Here is a 17,115-nt window from a genome sequence, read left to right on the forward strand (position 1 = left end):
CGCCACAATCGCTGACGAAATAATCGACTTGCATACTGCGACCCTTGATCCGAATGGAATAGCAGGCCAGAAGGTCTGCCACATTGCTCGTAGGCCATATCCAACGCCTTGATCACCAGATCGGCGTCCGGCTTTTCCGATAACCCCCAGCCCACCACCCGGCGCGTGCAAAGATCCAGCACGACAGCCAGGTAATGCCATTTCCCCTGGGCCTGTACGGACCGGACACTTGGTTGGGGGCCGGGACATCGAACTCCCGATTCAAGATGTTCGGGATATCGAGTCGCTCTACCGTCGCTCGTTTGTAGGCATGTGATCCGGGTTGTTTACTGACTAAATCAAGCTCACGCATCAAGCTGCGCACTTTGAACCGGCCGAGCTGCTCACCGTATTCAAGCATCAGCGACAAGATGCTGCGGCTGCCGGCAGCGCTACGACTTTGCGTGAACAACTCGCTCACCCGGCTGCGCAACCGAAGCCGTTCAACATCGGGCGTGCGGCGCCTAAGGCGCTGGGCGTAGTAGCACGAACGAGTGACTTCAAACACCTTGCACAGCCAATCAACCGGCTCATGGACGCTCAGCTGATTGATCAGCGCGTACGCTCGTGATCTTCCGACATCAAGAGCGCGGTAGCCTTTTTTAATATCGATTTTTCCCGTTCAAGGCGGGCGATCCGGGCTTCCAGCTCCTGGATTTTCTGCTGTTCTGGGGTCAGCGCTTTGCTCTGCGGAGTGACGCCTTGGCGCTCCTGCTGAACCTGATCGACCCAGCGGCGCAGGGCCGACTCGCCGACGCCGAGTGAACGGCTGGCTTCGATGTAGCTGTAGTTTTGCTTGAGCACGAGGTCGGCAGCCTCGCGTTTGAATTCAGCAGAAAAGGAACGGCGTTGTTTGGTTATCTGACACCTCGATCTGGCGAGCATTCTCGCCTAAATGGGTGTCCGGTTTCATTAGACCACTACATGGAATGGATAAGATGACACTCAAAGTTGATTGTGAGTTCTGGAGGCGTAAATTCCGACACGGGCAGCTCCTGGTGGAGCGTAGCGCATCACATCGCTCTTTTTGGCTCTATAATTGCCAGCATTGTGGCGGGCGCACTCATTCAGGTGGCACCGAATGATTCGCCACATATAGCAGCCACCACTCTTACGGCCATCGCTGCAGCTTTGACTGGTATGGCTGCGGCAGGCGGGTTTGAGCGCAAATGGCGCAGCAACAGATTGAGTCGAAGTAGAATTGATGGGCTGCTATTGGATCTGGACGCTGACTCAATCGATATTGGGGCGATCACCAAGCAGCTCAAAGTAATAATCCTTCGGCACGATCAAGACATAGTTCTTCAAGATCCAGCAACGTAGGAAGTTCAATTCGGTGCGATGATCTCCTCACTGGAATCGCGTTTAATTTCGGCCAGGCTTTGACTATTGAATTCCCACGTCACGATTTCAATAATCACGATTTGGTGGCGCGATTACAGCGCTTCTCGCGCACCTTCAGATCCGAGCGAGTGCAGATAGCGCAGGCAACCTTCAATCACGGAGGCCAGCTAGGTGTCCTCGATCCAGGCCGTGAGCTCTTCCAGCTTCTGTCAGGTGTCAAGTCGACACCGGTGCCGCAGTTCCTTCTCGTCATATCCGATCCGCTTCAGCGCTGCTTTGGCCGATCGTTCTTTTCCACTCTTGGTCATGACCTACCTCTACAATTCCAGTGGCCGGGAGCCCAACGTCTTGATGGTGGAGGCGATGCAGCGCCCGTGGTCGAGATAGTACCCGACAGCCTTTTCCCGTTGGGCCAGTGAGTACTTCGGCTTCGGGAGCACGTAGCCACGCGACAGGTTGAGGCATCGCTCGTACTCTTCATGCCAGCTCTTCAGAGAATTCTTCGTCGGGTAGCCCAACTGACGAATGGTTGCCCCGGTGCGCTTCCCCAGTTTGATGTAGAGCTTGACTGCTCGGATGCGGTCTTCGTATGAATACATGAACTACCTCCAGGTAGTCCAAGATTTCTACCGCACCCCCGGTATCCGGTTCAAACCATTAATCGGTTGGTGGGCCCGTGAAATCGAAAAAGAGGCCGGCGTTGCTTTCTCCACGACCGGCCTTTTTCTGCCGACCCCGCCAGAGGTGGGTGGAGCCATCGGTCCATCTGGCCAGTTGGTCGACCATTTGCAGGCGTACTCCTGCGCGGCTTACTTCCTCCTCATACACTCGGTCGATGTCGAGACCGAGCAAGCTCGTGGCATCGCGGAGCGTGACATTGTCAGGCTCAAGGAGCAGACCGCGCTCCAGCATGAGCGAACCGTTACCGTCGGCGCTGGGGTCGATGGTGACGAGTGGAACCCAACCTTGGGGTATCCAGGTAGCGACCTGATAGACGAGGTCAGGAGGCGTTTCGCCTTCGGGGAGATTCTCCACGCTGAGCGGTTCAGGTTTGCCAGGGGCGACGGCAACCGGGCGGCCAGCGAGGCCCAGTATAGACTTCTCAATGATCCAGGCGAGGTTCGCTTGCTCATCGCGTTCGAGCAACACATCCTCGAGCGGGGCGCTTTGTTGGCCGTAAAGGACCGCAGGCGGGATGAGGAGGAATGATTGGTCCGCCAACGGATCTTCCGTGGTGGAGAGTTGAAACATCCGCCCAACCTCGTCTTCGTCTTGGGTGAGATGGGTACCGATGAGGGTTTCAACGCCAAACGTATCGGTCACGATGATCCAATCGATACGGGTCACGGAGCCGACGGGCAGTTCCAACGGTACAACGAACCAATCGGGGCTGTAGATCACGGCATATTCGGTGGCAAGCATACGGGCGATGTCAGTGGGGCCGGCATCGACCGTGCCTAGATCGATGAGTCCGTCCTCCATCTCCCAGAAACGGTCTACGGGCATACCAGGGAAGCTCACCGGTTTGGGGAGGTAATGGGCATGGATCGATTCAGGAGCAACTTTGGCTGTGTCGAGTGAGGCGTGTGGGGCCACGTCGAGGTGGTACCAATCCAGGCCCGTGCCATCATACTCGGTGGCGGTCATGGTGATTTCGCTGTCAAAGGCGGGTGAGGAGACCGAAAAGGCGTATTCAAGCCGCTCCTTTTGCCAGGTGTTACCTTGCGCGTCATCGCTGGGGATGCCCAGTTCATCGTTCATCCACTTGCGCCAAGCCTTAAATACTTCGTTGAACTTGTCAGGATTGCCGGAGGCAGCGCGGATATCAGCGAGTGCTGCGTTTTTTTCGGCGTTCGCACTGATGCCATTGATGGCGTTTTTGAATATGGCTGCGTAGCGGAGCTCGTGCGTGCCTGTATTTTGGTCCCGGTCGTTTTTCGGCGGGAATGGAAAGCGATCCCGCAGTAGCGGAACGGCTGCTGCCAGACCGTTGGCTAGGAGCTCCCGTTCGAGGCGCAAACCACCTTTCGCGGCAAGCTCCCAGGCGCGTTCAATTGCTAGAGGTTCAGCTTCGATAAGAGGCTCGAGCGGCATCGTATTCGGATCGTAATCGACTGCGGCACTGGGAGCGTCCGATAGCAGCCCGGGGCGGTAGCGCGCCAGTGGGGCCCAAGATGCGCGAAGCTCAATATCGACGGGCGACCCGCCGTCGTCCCCGGTAAACTCTCCGAGCTGGAGCTGGCGCGCCAAGAACCACATGGGGTCGGCGACTTCGGCCGCGAGGCCCACATCGATGTCGGTGGTTGCGGCGTGCGGTTCGATACGCGCCCAGGTAGTCAGTTGCTCAGTCATCGCTGGTCCTTAAATCACGGTTAGCCGCCCGCCAGATTTCGTTGGTGCCATTGAGCCATTCTTTAGCGATCGCGTGGAGCCGTTCAATGTGGTCCATGCCGTCGCGGGCATAGATGGCGGGAAGGTATTCATCCACGGCGGTGGGTTCGAGCTGCGGTAGCTCGACTGTCCGCAGCGAAGCCAGTTCCAGCGTGTCGCAGAGCATGGCTTCGATCATGGTCCACGACCACGGCGAGGCGCCTGCGGGGTCTGGATGGACCGCAAGCAGGATCGATTGCGGGGCACGGGCGTTGGGCGCGTTGTAGTTGAGACCGACACCAGTGGTTTGAGTCGCAGAGGGGATGATCTCGGTCCACTGGTCAAGGACCAGTGCTTCGATCTTCGGGAGAGATCCACCGCTGGCTTCGACGACAACCATGTGGGTTTGGGGGCCTTGCCAGGGCTGGTAGCGGCGTAAAGGGTTTTTCTTCGCACCTTTGACGACAACCTTCTCGGGCAGCATACCGCCCAGCCAGTTGGTCTTTTCACCCAGTGGCAGCTGGAAGACACGTGGCACGGGTACATCCTTGTCGTTGAGGACTGAGGCGAAGGTGCTCAGGTCGTCATAGGCGGCGACAGCCGGCTGCACTCTGGCCATGTGGGACAGCCACTTTTCGACATCGTCCGCATTGGCTGCAAACGAGGCGTCGTCGAGCAAGGGTGATTTCACACCAAGCGTCAGGGTAACGGTGGGGCCGAGCAGGGCGCGAGCTTCTGCGATCAGGTGATCAAGCGGGGAATCAGTGTCTTTGGGGGTGGTTGCCTGCTGGGCAGCCGTGGGGAATGATTTGAGTCTTGCCGCCTCGGTCGCCATGAGAATTGCTTCGGCGGAACAGATTGCTGCACGGATGCGGTCGGTGAGGTGGGTGTCCTTTGGTCCGACAGCGCTGGGTACGCCAAAGGTTGCGAGAATCTGGAGGTACTTATTGATAGAAGCATTATCGAGTTTCTCTGCCTTGACGGCACCGAGCTCGCTTGGGAGAGATGCCTTGAGGTTTGTCAGAGCGTCTTTAAATGTGCACTCTAATTTATCTAGCAATGCCCTGAGACCCTTGAGTTCACGTTTGCCTGGGGCTGGGGCAAGGGGGTCGCCAGGCAGTTGTAGATCGCGCTGGGTCAACGGGCGAGCCGTAGAAAGTACATCGCGTGCCGCGCCTGCCAGAGCCTGCAATTGGTCCCAGCTGTACCCCTTACCGGCGTCTCTGACCCTCGCTCCATCCTTGCCGGCCTTGGCGACGCAACGGTCGGCCAGGGGCGACTGGGCGGCGATGCCGCCGGTTGCCTCGCATATGACATCGAGGGCGCAGATCGGCGGTTTGAGGTCAGATAGCTTGATCAATCCCAGATCTTCTTCGCCCGACGGTTTAGGCAGGTAAATTTGGACTTGCCAACGACTTGCTGAGCCCAGTAGGCGCCGTGCCCAGTACTCGAGCGAAGAGCAAAGGCGCGCACGCGGCGCGTTGTCGCTCCATCCCTCAACGCCAGGATCGCCGCCGTCCAGGGCCAGGACGAGCCGATGGTTTATGGCCTGGCCGTTGCGCGGGCTGCGGACCACATCCAGGTCGGGCGGCAGCGGATCGCCTCGGGCAATGGCGTTGAGCGTTGCCGCAGCCCGCGCATGATTGCCGCCGACAATGTTGTGGACGCCTTCGGCGACGAGAATATCGGCTACGGACTCTACGGCAGCATCGACCACCTGCATGGCGGCGTCGGCTGGCTGGAAGGCTTTGTCGTACTCATCCATCCGGTCACCGCTGACACCGTCCGGCAATTGTTTTTTTCCGCTGTCTATCCACACCTTCCACTGCCGCCAGGCGGTCCAGGCTAGTTCACCATCGACGACATTGTCAGGGACGGTCTGTTCGGCGTCGCTCTTATCCGTTGGCACACTGCGCTGCGGGAAGAGTTCACGCAGTGAATAGACGTGTCCGGAGAGTTCAGCATCCTGCAATGAGCGCTCCAGGCGATAGCCCAAGACCGCACCTAATGGTTGCCCATTGTGTACAGCATCGATGAGGTTTACCGCCGTCCGGATCCGCGCCGAGGTCAAGTCGATACGAGCCAGGGAGCTTCCATCTTCGTTGGCGCGACTGAGTTCGGCCGAGCGAAGCACGGAGGCGGTCTCAGCCTGGGTGATCGATGGCGCATGCACCCAACCCACTTGCGGCCGAGGCGTAACCAAAGGGAGTTCACTATCGCGGTCCACAAGTTCTGGCTGAGCGTCCTTGGCGGCAGGATCGGCAGGTTCATGGGGCTTGGGATAGGGGGGAAGATTGACAAGCCAGCCATAGGCACCGATGCGTAGGCCCTCCGGTTGCGCTTGCCGCAGGAAGTCGAGCCGGCAAGTGGCAATGGAGGTGATCCATGCATCGAGACGGGTGCCGCAGGATGCCAGGGTTTCGCCCATGAGCCGGGCGAAATCATCACCGCAAAGTCCTGCCGGATTGTCGGCTGTACGCGCCGCCGCACAAAGACCGGCTATCGATTTCTGCGTGTCGGAAAAGGCCATGATCGGTGGAGCTTCATCAAGCTGCTTTGGATGCACGCCGATGATCTTTGTAATGATCGCCTCTTGCTCCACGAGCTCGGAGGGGCTGAAGTCAGCGAACTCCTCACCGATCTTGAATTTGAGATCCTCGGCGAGCTTGCCAAGCTTGGTCGTGGGGATAACTGACGGTGGTTGAAGATCGGAGGCGAATCCGGACTGAACGGAGGTGAGCTCGACCAAAATGCGGTGGTCACCCGAAACTTCAGTTACCACCGCTAGCGCCGAGTGCTCGTTGGCGAGGAGCAGCGACCGAATGAGTAGCTGGTAAAGGAGGTCGCGGGGTGCCTTACCCTCGGGCCATAAGTCGGCTGACTTGAGCTCGCCGACCTTGGAGGAGGCGAGTTTCGCGAGGTAGTCGAGCGGCAGCTTGCCTATCTCGGTTTCGACTGCCGGAATGGTCAGGAGTACCGGTTCCTGCATGTCGTAATCGAGGAAACGTGCCTTCTTGGGGATACCGGGAATGGTGCCCAGCAGGATTCGATAAATTCGCCCCTGAATTGAAGCGGCGAGTAAGCCGACATCGTCCGGGTCTTTGATGTTGATCAGGTGAATGGGATTGCTGCATTGGGCCAGCGTTCCAGCCTCGCCGGTCACGGTGCGCACGCAATATCCATTGGCATGGGGTACTGGTCCGAGGCCCATGATCTCGACAAAGTTCTGGCTTGCCGATTCGGCATCCTTGAGGTCGCGGGTAAGTCTGGGTGTTCTTTCGGCGCCGTATTCCCAGAACGGTCGTAGGCGGTCGAGCAGGGTCGCAAGCTGCGTGAGCATTGTTTTGTTCTCAGCCTCGTTAGCCTGCTGTTTCCATGATGAATGGTCGGTAACAGGCAGGATCCCGTAGGGTTGACGACCGAGTCGTAGCACCGGCAGAGGGCCCCGGCTTCGTACGTAACTGCGGAAATGACCGCGACCGAAGCTGAGTGCGGAATTCAGCCCTTCAATCAGTGGCTTGTCCGTTGTGCCATCGAACACCTTCGGCATCAGGAGGTTGCCGATCATCTCGCCCCAGGTCACCGCAAAAAGCGCATCGTTCATCAGCCGGGCGTGGTCCTGTTCATGCAGGGTCGCGTTGTCCAGATCATCGAACGTCCCTGCCGGAAGGCCGAACGCAGCGGCGAGTACCTCGCAATTGCTGCCGCCGCCGCTCAGGACATCTTTTGGAAAAGGCAGCGTTTTGGCAGCAGTGGCGGGGCGCACCGAGCCCGGGTCGGGACGGGACTGCCAGCCGGAACTGGCCCCCTTGAGGTTGTTGGTCGGTGTGCCCTGCGCAAGGATGCCGGCGCCTCGCCGCTCCTTGTGCTGTCGGACCATCCTGGCGAACGCCTGGGACTCGTTTTTGGGTTCCGCGTCTTCGCGCATGCCGAAGACGAGAACGCGGCTGATAGTGCCGGTTCGTGCGGCAGTAGGATTGCCGGCATCGTCGAAAAGATCGACGGTCACTGCCATGCCGGCAGCTTCAGCCATCGAATAGTCAGCAAGCCACAGGGTATCGGCATCAAACTTCAACCGGCTTTGCGGATCAATGTTGAGCCGCTGGTCTGCATCCTGGGCGAAGCTGACGGCGAGCGGTTTGCGTACCGGCTGGCTTATGACTGAAAAGGCGTGTTGATTGCCCACCCAACCGGTGACAACCCACCTGTCAGGCAGGAGTTCGGCAGTGGCGGCCGGGCTGTCGTTGCGCTGGGGGGCGCCGTGGTCGTCCTTGGTGTTCTTTTGCACGGAAGCGGCGCGATAAGGGCCGACGCGGCGGACCAGACGCTCCCAGAGCGCGCGCTCAGCGATGTACGAGGACTCATCCTCGGGAGTATTGGCGACGTCGGCCCAGTATTCAGTGCCGGCCTCGACTTCGGCTTTGCTGAGATCCTGCCTGTTGTCCCGGATCGAGATATCGTCAGGATAGATGCGCAAGCGCAGCACTGGCATTGAAAGCTCACGACCATCCGCGAGTTTGGCAAGGCGATTACCGAAGCGCATTTCCAGGCGTACCGGCAACAGTGCAAGCGGCAGGTTGCGCTCCAAACCGCTGAAGATGTCATTTGGGATTGGCAATGTAGTCACTCGCTTTAAGGAGAACCTGAAATGGACGCTGGAAGAGCAAGGTGGCGATTTGCCCGGCGTCGGTCGACGGGCCCCAGCGAGCCGGGGGCGTGTCTGGTTTCCAATTTTCCTGGTTGGGTATGCCCTTGCTGACAGTCAGGTGCTCGCGGTCGACCAGGCTTGCGAGGTTCTGCCAGGAAAGATCGTCGGGGGTAGGCCCCTTGGCTTTGCCATCGCCAGGATTCTCGGCGGGTTTTTCAGCCTCGTCTGGATTCTCGTCAAGGCCAAACTTGGGCTCATCCATGGGCTGAGTGAGAGCGATGTACCAGCAGCTCTTGTCGGCGAGATCGGGAGCCCTGAGAAACTCTCGGCTTGCAGCCAGGCCGGCATAGGTGATGTCGGGATCGAGGAAACCCGGGAACATCTGTCGAATGGGATTGAGGTCGGGGTTGCCGATGGTCTGGATGAATTGGCCTGCATCCACGCGGCCGTGGATGGCAGATATGTCGGTATTGGGATACACCCGGAGCAGATCGCCACGCACAACCACGACGATATCTTCGCCGGGATGGAGGTCATCGGATGGACCGTTCTCGCCCAGACGCTTGGTCCATTCGTGAAGGGCGGCAATGTCGTTGGGCCCCGTGGAAGACCAGAAGTGAGCAAAACAGGTGCCCATGAGGTCTGTCGGATAGCGCCGCCATTGCAGTTCGCGCGCCATTTCGTAGTTCGCCCCCACCAAGAGCGCCTCGACGAAGCGAGCATTGGTGATGAGGATGCTGATCGAGTTCAGCGGCAGTTTTTCGGAGTGCCCCAGCAACCATTGCGGGTTGAGTCGCTTAAGTCGTTCGAGCACCGCATCTGGAAAGCGGGGTGCGGCCATAATCTGATGTGCTGGCGAGCGACGACGAGGGAGGCCGACAACTCTCTCGCTTGCCAGTGGCAATGCCCATTTGAGCATGCGGGTGTATTGACCCAGCGGTTCGAGACAATCAACGATCGATTGCTTGACGGTCTCGGTATCGAGCTTTATCACGGGGCGCAGCGCAGTGCGCTGTTCGGCAAGCGTGACAATTGGAGGCATCTGCTCGGTAACCGCTTTGACAATTTCGCTATCGTTCAGAATGGCGGGTGGACCGAATTGGTAGTCGTGGTTGAACTGGGAAAAGAGGACACTCTGCATGCGCAAGTTTTGGCCTACAGCGGTGATCTTGTCGGCGTTCTGCTCAGTAATGGCACCTACGAATTTGTTGAGGTTCTCCTGGCTTTTTTCAGAGAGCACATAGGTGGTATTTGCGGCGATGGCGGCTTTGCCCAGCACGCCGCCGGGTTGAATCAGTGTCGGGAGCTCCTTGGCTGCAACTGCAAACGCGTGCAACGGCTGGCCGACCTTGGCGGGTGCGGCAGCAGCAATAGCGTGGATTTGGGGGGAAAGCAGCGCTTTATCGGCGGCCCGGGTTGCAAGCTTTTTGAACTGGGTCGGTGTCGCGATGACGACGGCCTGGACAGTAGGGGACGCGACCAGGCCGGGGACGACGACGAATTGGTTCAACAGCTTCCCCAGCCCTGCGCCATTGCCCGCCTGTTGGACTATGAGCCCGCCCGGTTCAATGCCGAGTTTGCCGATATCCGGAACATGGCCTTCATCGTCGAGTTGACCGGCTTCGAACCGTTTGTGTTCGACTTCCGGGGCAAGGACGATTCTGTCCTTGAGGGTGGGGATGGTTGCGGTCAGCGCCTTGAGCTTATTGATACTGTCATCGAGCGTCAGGCCACTCATGGCGATGGTAACTCTCTCGCTGAGCGTGGGATCTTTGAAGAAATCCCTGAACTGCTCCGGTGCGACGTGCTGCACAGGAGTAAAGCGATTGCGCAAGACCGAACTGCCAGTGAGCATGATCGGTACAAGACTCTCGACGATGCCGGTGTTGTGCTGCGCGCCGTGAACCTGCATCGATGATCGCGCGACGGCCTTGGCGGCAAAACGCGTCGCGCGTCCAAAAGCGGCGCCAACGACGGTGAGCGGTAGCGAAGTGGCGACGATCCGGGTAGCGACAGTCGTGCCGTCCACTATCAGGCGCCCAAGGGCCGGCGAGGTGAGGCGCAGGACGCTGGTTGCGCTGCGAACTTCGAGCCGCTTCTTGTGGAGCTGCAGTGCGGTGCTGAGGAAGACCTGGCTCCAACGCGCGCGGCGGTTGGCATCGGCGATGGACTGTAGCTGCTGCCAGGCTTGCGCCATCAGCGCTTCCTGGTCCTGTTGCACAATCCGAGTGCCAAGGGCTGCGGCGGCGCGCATTTCTGGGTCGGCATTGAGTTCCGTCAGCCAGGGAGCATTGCCGCTGACCACCACATCAGGACTCTGGGGCTGGTCGTCGATTGACGCCATCTGGGCATGCCAGCGGCCATAGATCGGCGGGCCGACCACGTAGCGCTCCTTACCCTTATCGTTCTTGGCTTTGGCCTTGGTGAGGTTCACCAGCATTTTGAGCTTGTTGTCGACGACCTGGCGAAGCTGCGCTTGGGTCTTGTCGTCTGAGATCGGAGAGAGTGGACCGGGCTTGCCATTGTTGGAGATTGCCGTGCCCATGTGTAGGGTGATCGGCTCGAATTCAGTCTTGCCGTTTGCGCCGAGCTTGGCAGCAAGGCGTGATGCCTTGGGGTGCAACCAGATACTGCGTTCGCCAACCGAGGCATCCGGTATGCAGGCGGTCAGCTTTTGTGCCAGCGTCTCGAAATCTCCTGCTGGGCCAGTCTTGAAGCGCCAATAGTGGAAGACCGGCAAGCGAACTTTAGCGTGTGAATCAATCGACCAGGCCAACGATGGTTCGGGGCCCGTCTCCTTCTCGAATTTAGGTATTTCGCCAAGCCCCGCCTGAACACCCAGGGCGAAGGTGGGAACGACGCACGCTACCCAGCTGTGGTTCTTCTCAAGTTTGCGCGGACAGATCAGGCGCGAGATGATGAGACCACTATTGGACTCCCAGTCCTTGAGCAGATCGGCAGCTCTGCCGTCGGTTGCGACTTGCACATGGGCCCAGGCCCAGCTTTGGTTGAGGTCCGGCAATAGCTTAGGGCTAACAGTCAGGGTCGGGTTGGGTGCACCGGGTTTTATTTCCCAGTCATTATTTTTGTGGCAATCCTCAAGAACGATGAGGTTGATCCAGGGCTTGAGTTGATGGTGCTCGTTGGGCGCGTTAGGGGTGAGCAGCCAAGGGAGATCCGGGTGGGCAAATTCGATATGGGCGAGATAGTTTGCCTCGTGGATGTCGTTCTTGGGGCCGGGCGCCATCCTGACAACTTGGCTCGTTTCGAAACCGGTGACGTCTCCCGGGCCCAGCAAACCATATTCACATTCGAAGTTGGTGTGTCGTTCCGCTCCTTCGCGCTCGGTCAAGTGCAACACTAAGCTAACCTTGGCCCTGGCGCGACCGTCCTTGAGATTCCCCGCAGCAATCCCTGCCGCAGATCCGTGTCGGGAATAGGGGAGGAATTGATAGTTACTGGTGCTCATGCCTGAAGCTCCCATTGCGCAATTGCGGTCAGAGCACGACCGGCCGCATCGGTCAGACCGATAGTGGCTCCCGGCTGGACGGCAATACCGGGGTCCAGAACCGTTATCAATTGCTCGAACTTGTGGACGGGGCGCAAGTGCTCACCGATGATCACGCTCGAAAAAAAATCATCCCGGTTGAGCTTCGCCATGATCAGGCGATCGTTACGTAGTTCGCGGATTTCGTAGGTACAGGGGCAGCTCGATTCCAGCCCTTGCATAGAGGCCGCCGATCCGATGTCGAGACCACAAGGAAGATCGACATAGCCGCTGCGGCTGAGCCGGTCATTGCCTTCGATCCGCAGGAAGCGGTCGGGGATGAACTTGTCCATCACCAACCTGAGCTCGATCTTGTCTAGGTTGACGCTAAGGGTCACCGGCTTGGGAAGGGTGACGCCATCGACCAGTGCCAGTTCAGTTGCTATCGGGATTCTGTGCTGCCGGAAGGATACGCCGCTCAAGGGATGAAACAGCGTGTCCTCGCCAGCTCCACCTCGCAACCTCACAATCGGCGGCACTTCGGCGGAGGTCACAGCCCAGTTTGAAGGTTCCTTCAACGCCTCCTGGAGAACGCAGAGTGGATCAAGTGCCGATGCCCGTACGGCTTCTGGTCCCCAGCTCAGTGACGGCAAGTCGATATCGACATCGAAGAATAGGATCGAGATCGAGGCATGCCCGTTTATGCGCCATTTAGCGGGGCCGCTGAAGACTCCACTGAGGCTGATACTGGCGACGTCGAAATCGGCGCATTCGACGCTGACCTCACCCGTCAAATCAGCCTCGAAAGTGAAGGGGTCATATTGGATAAATGCGTCGAAATGCGCGTGGCCGTGGATACCATAACCATCGATGCCCGCGATCAGCTCGACCACGGCACCGAACTGCAGTGCAGTGGTGGTGATGGCGAGATAGGCCTCCGCCCGCAGCTGCATCAGCGGGTTGGGTGACAGATCGACGCTGAGCCGCCGCATCCCGGTCATCCCTTCAGGAGCGGCATACCCAGGGTAGAATCCACCCGCTGACAGGACAAAGAGCGGGTCGGGACCGGTGATCATGCGAAGGCGGATATCGCCATCGACTGGCATGAAAATGATGCGCGAATTGCGGAGCGTTGCATCGATGCGCACACCCGATTGGTCGATATCACCCTTGATCAGGGCTTGCAGGTAGATGAGAGGAGCGGACTCAGAAGGAAGCGTAACCGCGATACGGCCAAGGATGATGGCCTTGGCGTCGGCGGTTGACAGGATGATGGCAAGGGTCGCAGACATCATCGTCGGTGTGCCCCAGCCCATCTTTACCATCGGCCCGACAAGCACGCCGCCATCCTTGTAGGGGAAGCAGCGGCTGGCCACATCAAGCAAGTGCGGCGCTTCGACGACGGGGTCTCGGGGGAAGAGCAACCGGGAGAGGTCGCCTGCACTCAAGGCATCGGTCAGAGCATCCTCATTGGCATGACGGTTTATGCCGACAATGCCACCTACACCGACAAGGGTAAAACCGAATGAGAGCTGCAGTGGCGGGTTGAATTCGGCAGCCATGAGCAGGAGCGTCGAAAACTGGTCGAGCCCGATGACAGCTAGCGCATTGACGCTGATAACGCCCAGATTGGCCGCGAATGAGCCCCTCAGTTCCTTGTTGCTTTCGCCATATTGCGCTAGATATCCGCCGCCGCTTACCGGCGGGACGGTGATTTCGGCGGCCATGCCTCGAGGCGGTTTTGGAATAGGGTTGAATGAAAGCGCTCCGAGGTCGCCATCGCCGCCCTTTTTGAGCTGGATTTCGATCATCGCGCCGAACCTGTCCACCGTCGCAGAGATGCCTGGCAGGCTGATGGAAGCAGTCGCGTCAATGCCAAAAGACAAGAGCGTATTCGGATTTTCCGAAGGCCGAGACGAGGAAATGTCGAGATCGATGATGATCTTGGTGCTGTCGCTCATGGCGCGCTCGAATGGTTGAGTTCGAAGACCGGTGACTGGCCCTTCTCCACAGTGAGCGAGGGGCTGTACTGCTCGTTAAGTGGGTTGGTGCTGAACATGACCCAAAGATTTCCGAGCAAGGGCCTCAGGTCTGCCTTGGCTCCAAGGCCAGGTGCCTTGGGCTCGCCCATCTGCGCAAAAACGCTCCAGTCAATCGTGCCGTCGGCAGTGACCTCGAGTTTGCCTCCGAGCGCTGGTGCACCGATGGTCAGGTCGAATCCCATATCTGCTGCGGTAGTGCCAGCGAGGATGGGTGCGGCGAACGCCATCTTGGCGGTGATGCTGGCGGTGCCGACCCCCACTCTGGTTATCGCGCCTCCGATGGGGATACGGAATTCGACATCGCCAACTCCGGCGGCCTCGAGCTTTAAATGGCCGACGTCCTTGTTAATTTTTGGGCCCTTGCGGGTCGAGACGATGAAGCCGCTGATGGCATTCGGACCGAGGGATATGGCTAGACTGAGTTCGGCTTCGCCGGCGCCTAAGGGTTGGGTGAAGTTGAGGAGCAGTGCCCGGTTCCAGTTCTCACCAGGATTATCCCAGACGCCGATGGTAAGCTGTTCGCCTACGATATTTCTGAGCTGGACGGCCAGGAAGATCATCAGGCTCAACCAATCGGGTGGATCGACCACCCGCTGGAGTTCCTTCCATAGGTCATCGGGTAGCTTGGCGATCTGGCGCTTGGCATTGTCGGCAACTGTCCCGACCTGCTCGATCGTTTTGGACAGAATGTCGGTGAACCGATCGGGCGCCTTCTGCACAATTTGGCTAGCCTCAGCAATGCCGTTCTGAAGCACTGTTGCGAGCTCATTCGCCAGTTGGTCTAATGCAGATGCCATTCGCTCAACTCCAGCCGATTGCGGGGATGAGGTATACGCGCGAAATAAATGCTCAGATTATCCAGCGGATTGGGTCGTTGGAAGTTAGCTTCAAATGTTAGCGCGTACAAACGGCGTCCTCAGAACGATTGGAAATTGAGTAAATTTCGGAATTTCGGCGTTTTCCAAGGTGGTTGTCGCGTCAGCCATCAAACTATGCAGCTTGATCGAGGTGCTGCCGCTCCTGATTGGGGTTCAGCAGCACCGTACCAATCGGCTTCCAATTGCGAGTTCGTCCTGACCATCGCTCTGGATTCTTGTTTCGTGCCTGTTCATACAGCTCATGGCGTAGGGCCAGGATTTCCCCGTCTTGGCCCCGGTGACGTTCTGCTGGTGTAACGAAGCGGATACGGCTATGGCGATGCTCGTGGTTGTACCAACGGATAAAGTCCCGCACCCAGCACCTCGCAGCGTCCAGGCTTTCAAAGCCCTTATGCGTCTGAGGTTGCGAGCGACACAGACATCAAAGGCATAGTGCAGAAACATGTTGGCCAGCAACGGGCTTACGATGCCACCTTGCGGCGTACAGCACGTTCGAAAAACGAGCTCGATCCCCCAGATAGCTATTGATTAGCGCCAGAATCCCAGCTGCCACCTTGTGTTACTCCAGCAAGCGCCGGAAGTTGATCATGGTGATTGCATCGGAAATGCGCTCCTGGCTTGGGTCGGCGAACTGACGCAGGATTGTGCTTTAGTGCAGCGCTTACTCCTTCGCCGGATCGCTGTAGCCGAACCAGTTCTGCATCGGGTGTACACGCACACCATCAACGAATAGTATGACCGACCACCTTCGCCATTCGGGTAGTGCGGCTCGATCAGGCAATTAAGGCCTTCCATGGCACCCCCATCAGGAACAACTCCTTGCGCGTCTGTTTGCGTTTGCCGACGTACTTAGCGTCGGCGAAGGTCACCTCCTTCAGCGCGTCTCTAAAAACGGATCTGAACGTTGGCTTCAAAGTGAAGATTTGCAATATATGTTATTTCAAATTTACAAGTGTAAATTCTTACCACTCTTCCTACACTGATCCCAACTGGTGCACTGGGAGGTGGTGAAATGATTACTAAAGCATACTTCATTTATGGTGGAAATTACGTTAGATATGATGCCGCAACAGATTCAAGTGATGCAGGATATCCAAAGCAGATCTCCGGTAATTGGCAAGGCTTTTCCGCCTCCGGATTTGACGCAGGGATAGAGGCTGCTGTAGATGATAACGGATTAAAAATATACTTCTTTAAAGGAGGTCAATATGTTAGATATGATATTTCTTCAAATAGGATTGATAATGGCTATCCGTTGAGGATTGCCGACCTTTGGCCTGGAATGTCTGACTCTGGATTTGACTCAAATATTGATGCTGCGGTCAACTGGGGTAATGGCAAGATATTCTTCTTTAAAGGCAACCAATATCTAAGGTACGACTTGGCCGCAGATCATACGGATAATGGCTATCCTGTTTTAATATCAGATGGGTGGCCTGGCTTTCAAGCGGCGGGCTTTGCAGATTCAATAGACGCGATAGTAAACTGGGGGAACGGCAAGGTTTATTTCTTCAAGAGCGACAAATATTTGAGATATGATATTGCTGCCGATGCAATAGATCCAGGATACCCAGATGATATTGGTAATGGATGGGATATAGGCCCGCAAGGAAGGATAGACGCCGCATGGACGATTTCACATCAACCAATAAATCCCACGAACTTCAACTACTTAGGTCAACAATTCTTTGCAAAACTAAAAGCCACCTGTGTGCAACTGAATTGTAGCGCTGAAGACCTGCTGGGTGTAATGGAAAGTGAGAGCAGCATTCAACCAAGTGCGCAAAATCCCAATGGCAAGGCAACAGGATTAATCCAGTTCATGCCTCAAACCTTGATAGGTCTTGGATGGAATAATGGTCCAGATGCATTCAGGCAACTATCTGCATTAGATCAATTGCCCTATGTAGAGAATTATTATCGTCCACATGTAGGCAAGCTCGCAACAGCAGGACGGTTATATCTGGCTACATTTCTCCCCGCCTTGCTAACCCCCAACACCCAAGAGGCAGATGTTGTATGTGAGCCCGGCGGAATAAATAGTCAATTTTATCAGCCAAATCAGATGCTGGACACCAATAAAGATGGGAAAATTACTGTAAGCGACCTAACTGAGCGCATCACCAAGGTTCAGCAAGGCGCCAGATGGGACGCATTGTTGGCATTACTGAATGGCGCTTGAATTCAGATAAGTCCCTAGTGTGGTGTTTCATAAAAGCCACCGAAAATCACTTTCTAGTGGTCTAATGAAATCGGGAATGTTGGCGCCTACGCCGAATTGACCCAGTTGCCAAGATATCTCTGGCC

6 protein-coding genes and 4 pseudogenes are annotated in these 17,115 nt (G+C 57.3%); 1 reads left to right on the forward strand and 9 read right to left on the reverse strand.

The window, feature by feature from the left end:
- From PMI35_RS33490 to PMI35_RS34815, 9 genes and pseudogenes are all read right to left on the reverse strand, one after another.
- Positions 1-900, reverse strand: a pseudogene (locus PMI35_RS33490) (IS3 family transposase); the annotation flags it as partial.
- A gap of 821 nt (positions 901-1,721) precedes the next feature.
- Positions 1,722-1,982: pseudogene (locus PMI35_RS30230) on the reverse strand (IS3 family transposase); the annotation flags it as partial.
- 58 nt (positions 1,983-2,040) lie between these two features.
- Complete coding sequence (locus tag PMI35_RS30225; protein WP_008054840.1) at positions 2,041-3,735, reverse strand: hypothetical protein; 1,695 nt, start codon at positions 3,733-3,735, stop codon at positions 2,041-2,043.
- Positions 3,728-8,371 (reverse strand): hypothetical protein, encoded by a 4,644-nt coding sequence (locus PMI35_RS30220; RefSeq protein ID WP_008054841.1) that lies wholly within the window; start codon positions 8,369-8,371, stop codon positions 3,728-3,730. The genes PMI35_RS30225 and PMI35_RS30220 overlap by 8 nt, the downstream gene beginning before the upstream one ends.
- A complete protein-coding gene (locus PMI35_RS30215; protein WP_008054842.1) occupies positions 8,355-11,870 on the reverse strand; it encodes a hypothetical protein in 3,516 nt (1,171 codons plus the stop codon). The genes PMI35_RS30220 and PMI35_RS30215 overlap by 17 nt, the downstream gene beginning before the upstream one ends.
- Positions 11,867-13,849, reverse strand: a complete 1,983-nt coding sequence (locus PMI35_RS30210; RefSeq protein WP_008054843.1) for a DUF6603 domain-containing protein — start codon at positions 13,847-13,849, stop codon at positions 11,867-11,869. The genes PMI35_RS30215 and PMI35_RS30210 overlap by 4 nt, the downstream gene beginning before the upstream one ends.
- Positions 13,846-14,727, reverse strand: coding sequence for a hypothetical protein (locus tag PMI35_RS30205; protein WP_008054844.1), 882 nt, complete (start codon positions 14,725-14,727; stop codon positions 13,846-13,848). The genes PMI35_RS30210 and PMI35_RS30205 overlap by 4 nt, the downstream gene beginning before the upstream one ends.
- Positions 14,728-14,920: 193 nt before the next feature.
- Positions 14,921-15,196: pseudogene (locus PMI35_RS33500) on the reverse strand (integrase core domain-containing protein); the annotation flags it as partial.
- A 174-nt stretch (positions 15,197-15,370) separates the two neighbouring features.
- Positions 15,371-15,686 (reverse strand): annotated as a pseudogene (locus PMI35_RS34815) (transposase); the annotation flags it as partial.
- Between the two features lie 134 nt (positions 15,687-15,820).
- Between PMI35_RS34815 and PMI35_RS33230 the strand changes: the two are divergent.
- Complete coding sequence (locus PMI35_RS33230) at positions 15,821-16,990, forward strand: hemopexin repeat-containing protein (protein WP_008054845.1); 1,170 nt, start codon at positions 15,821-15,823, stop codon at positions 16,988-16,990.
- Positions 16,991-17,115: the final 125 nt, after the last annotated feature.

Origin of the sequence: Pseudomonas sp. GM78, from assembly GCF_000282475.1 — a bacterium.
Taxonomy (GTDB): Bacteria; Pseudomonadota; Gammaproteobacteria; order Pseudomonadales; family Pseudomonadaceae; genus Aquipseudomonas.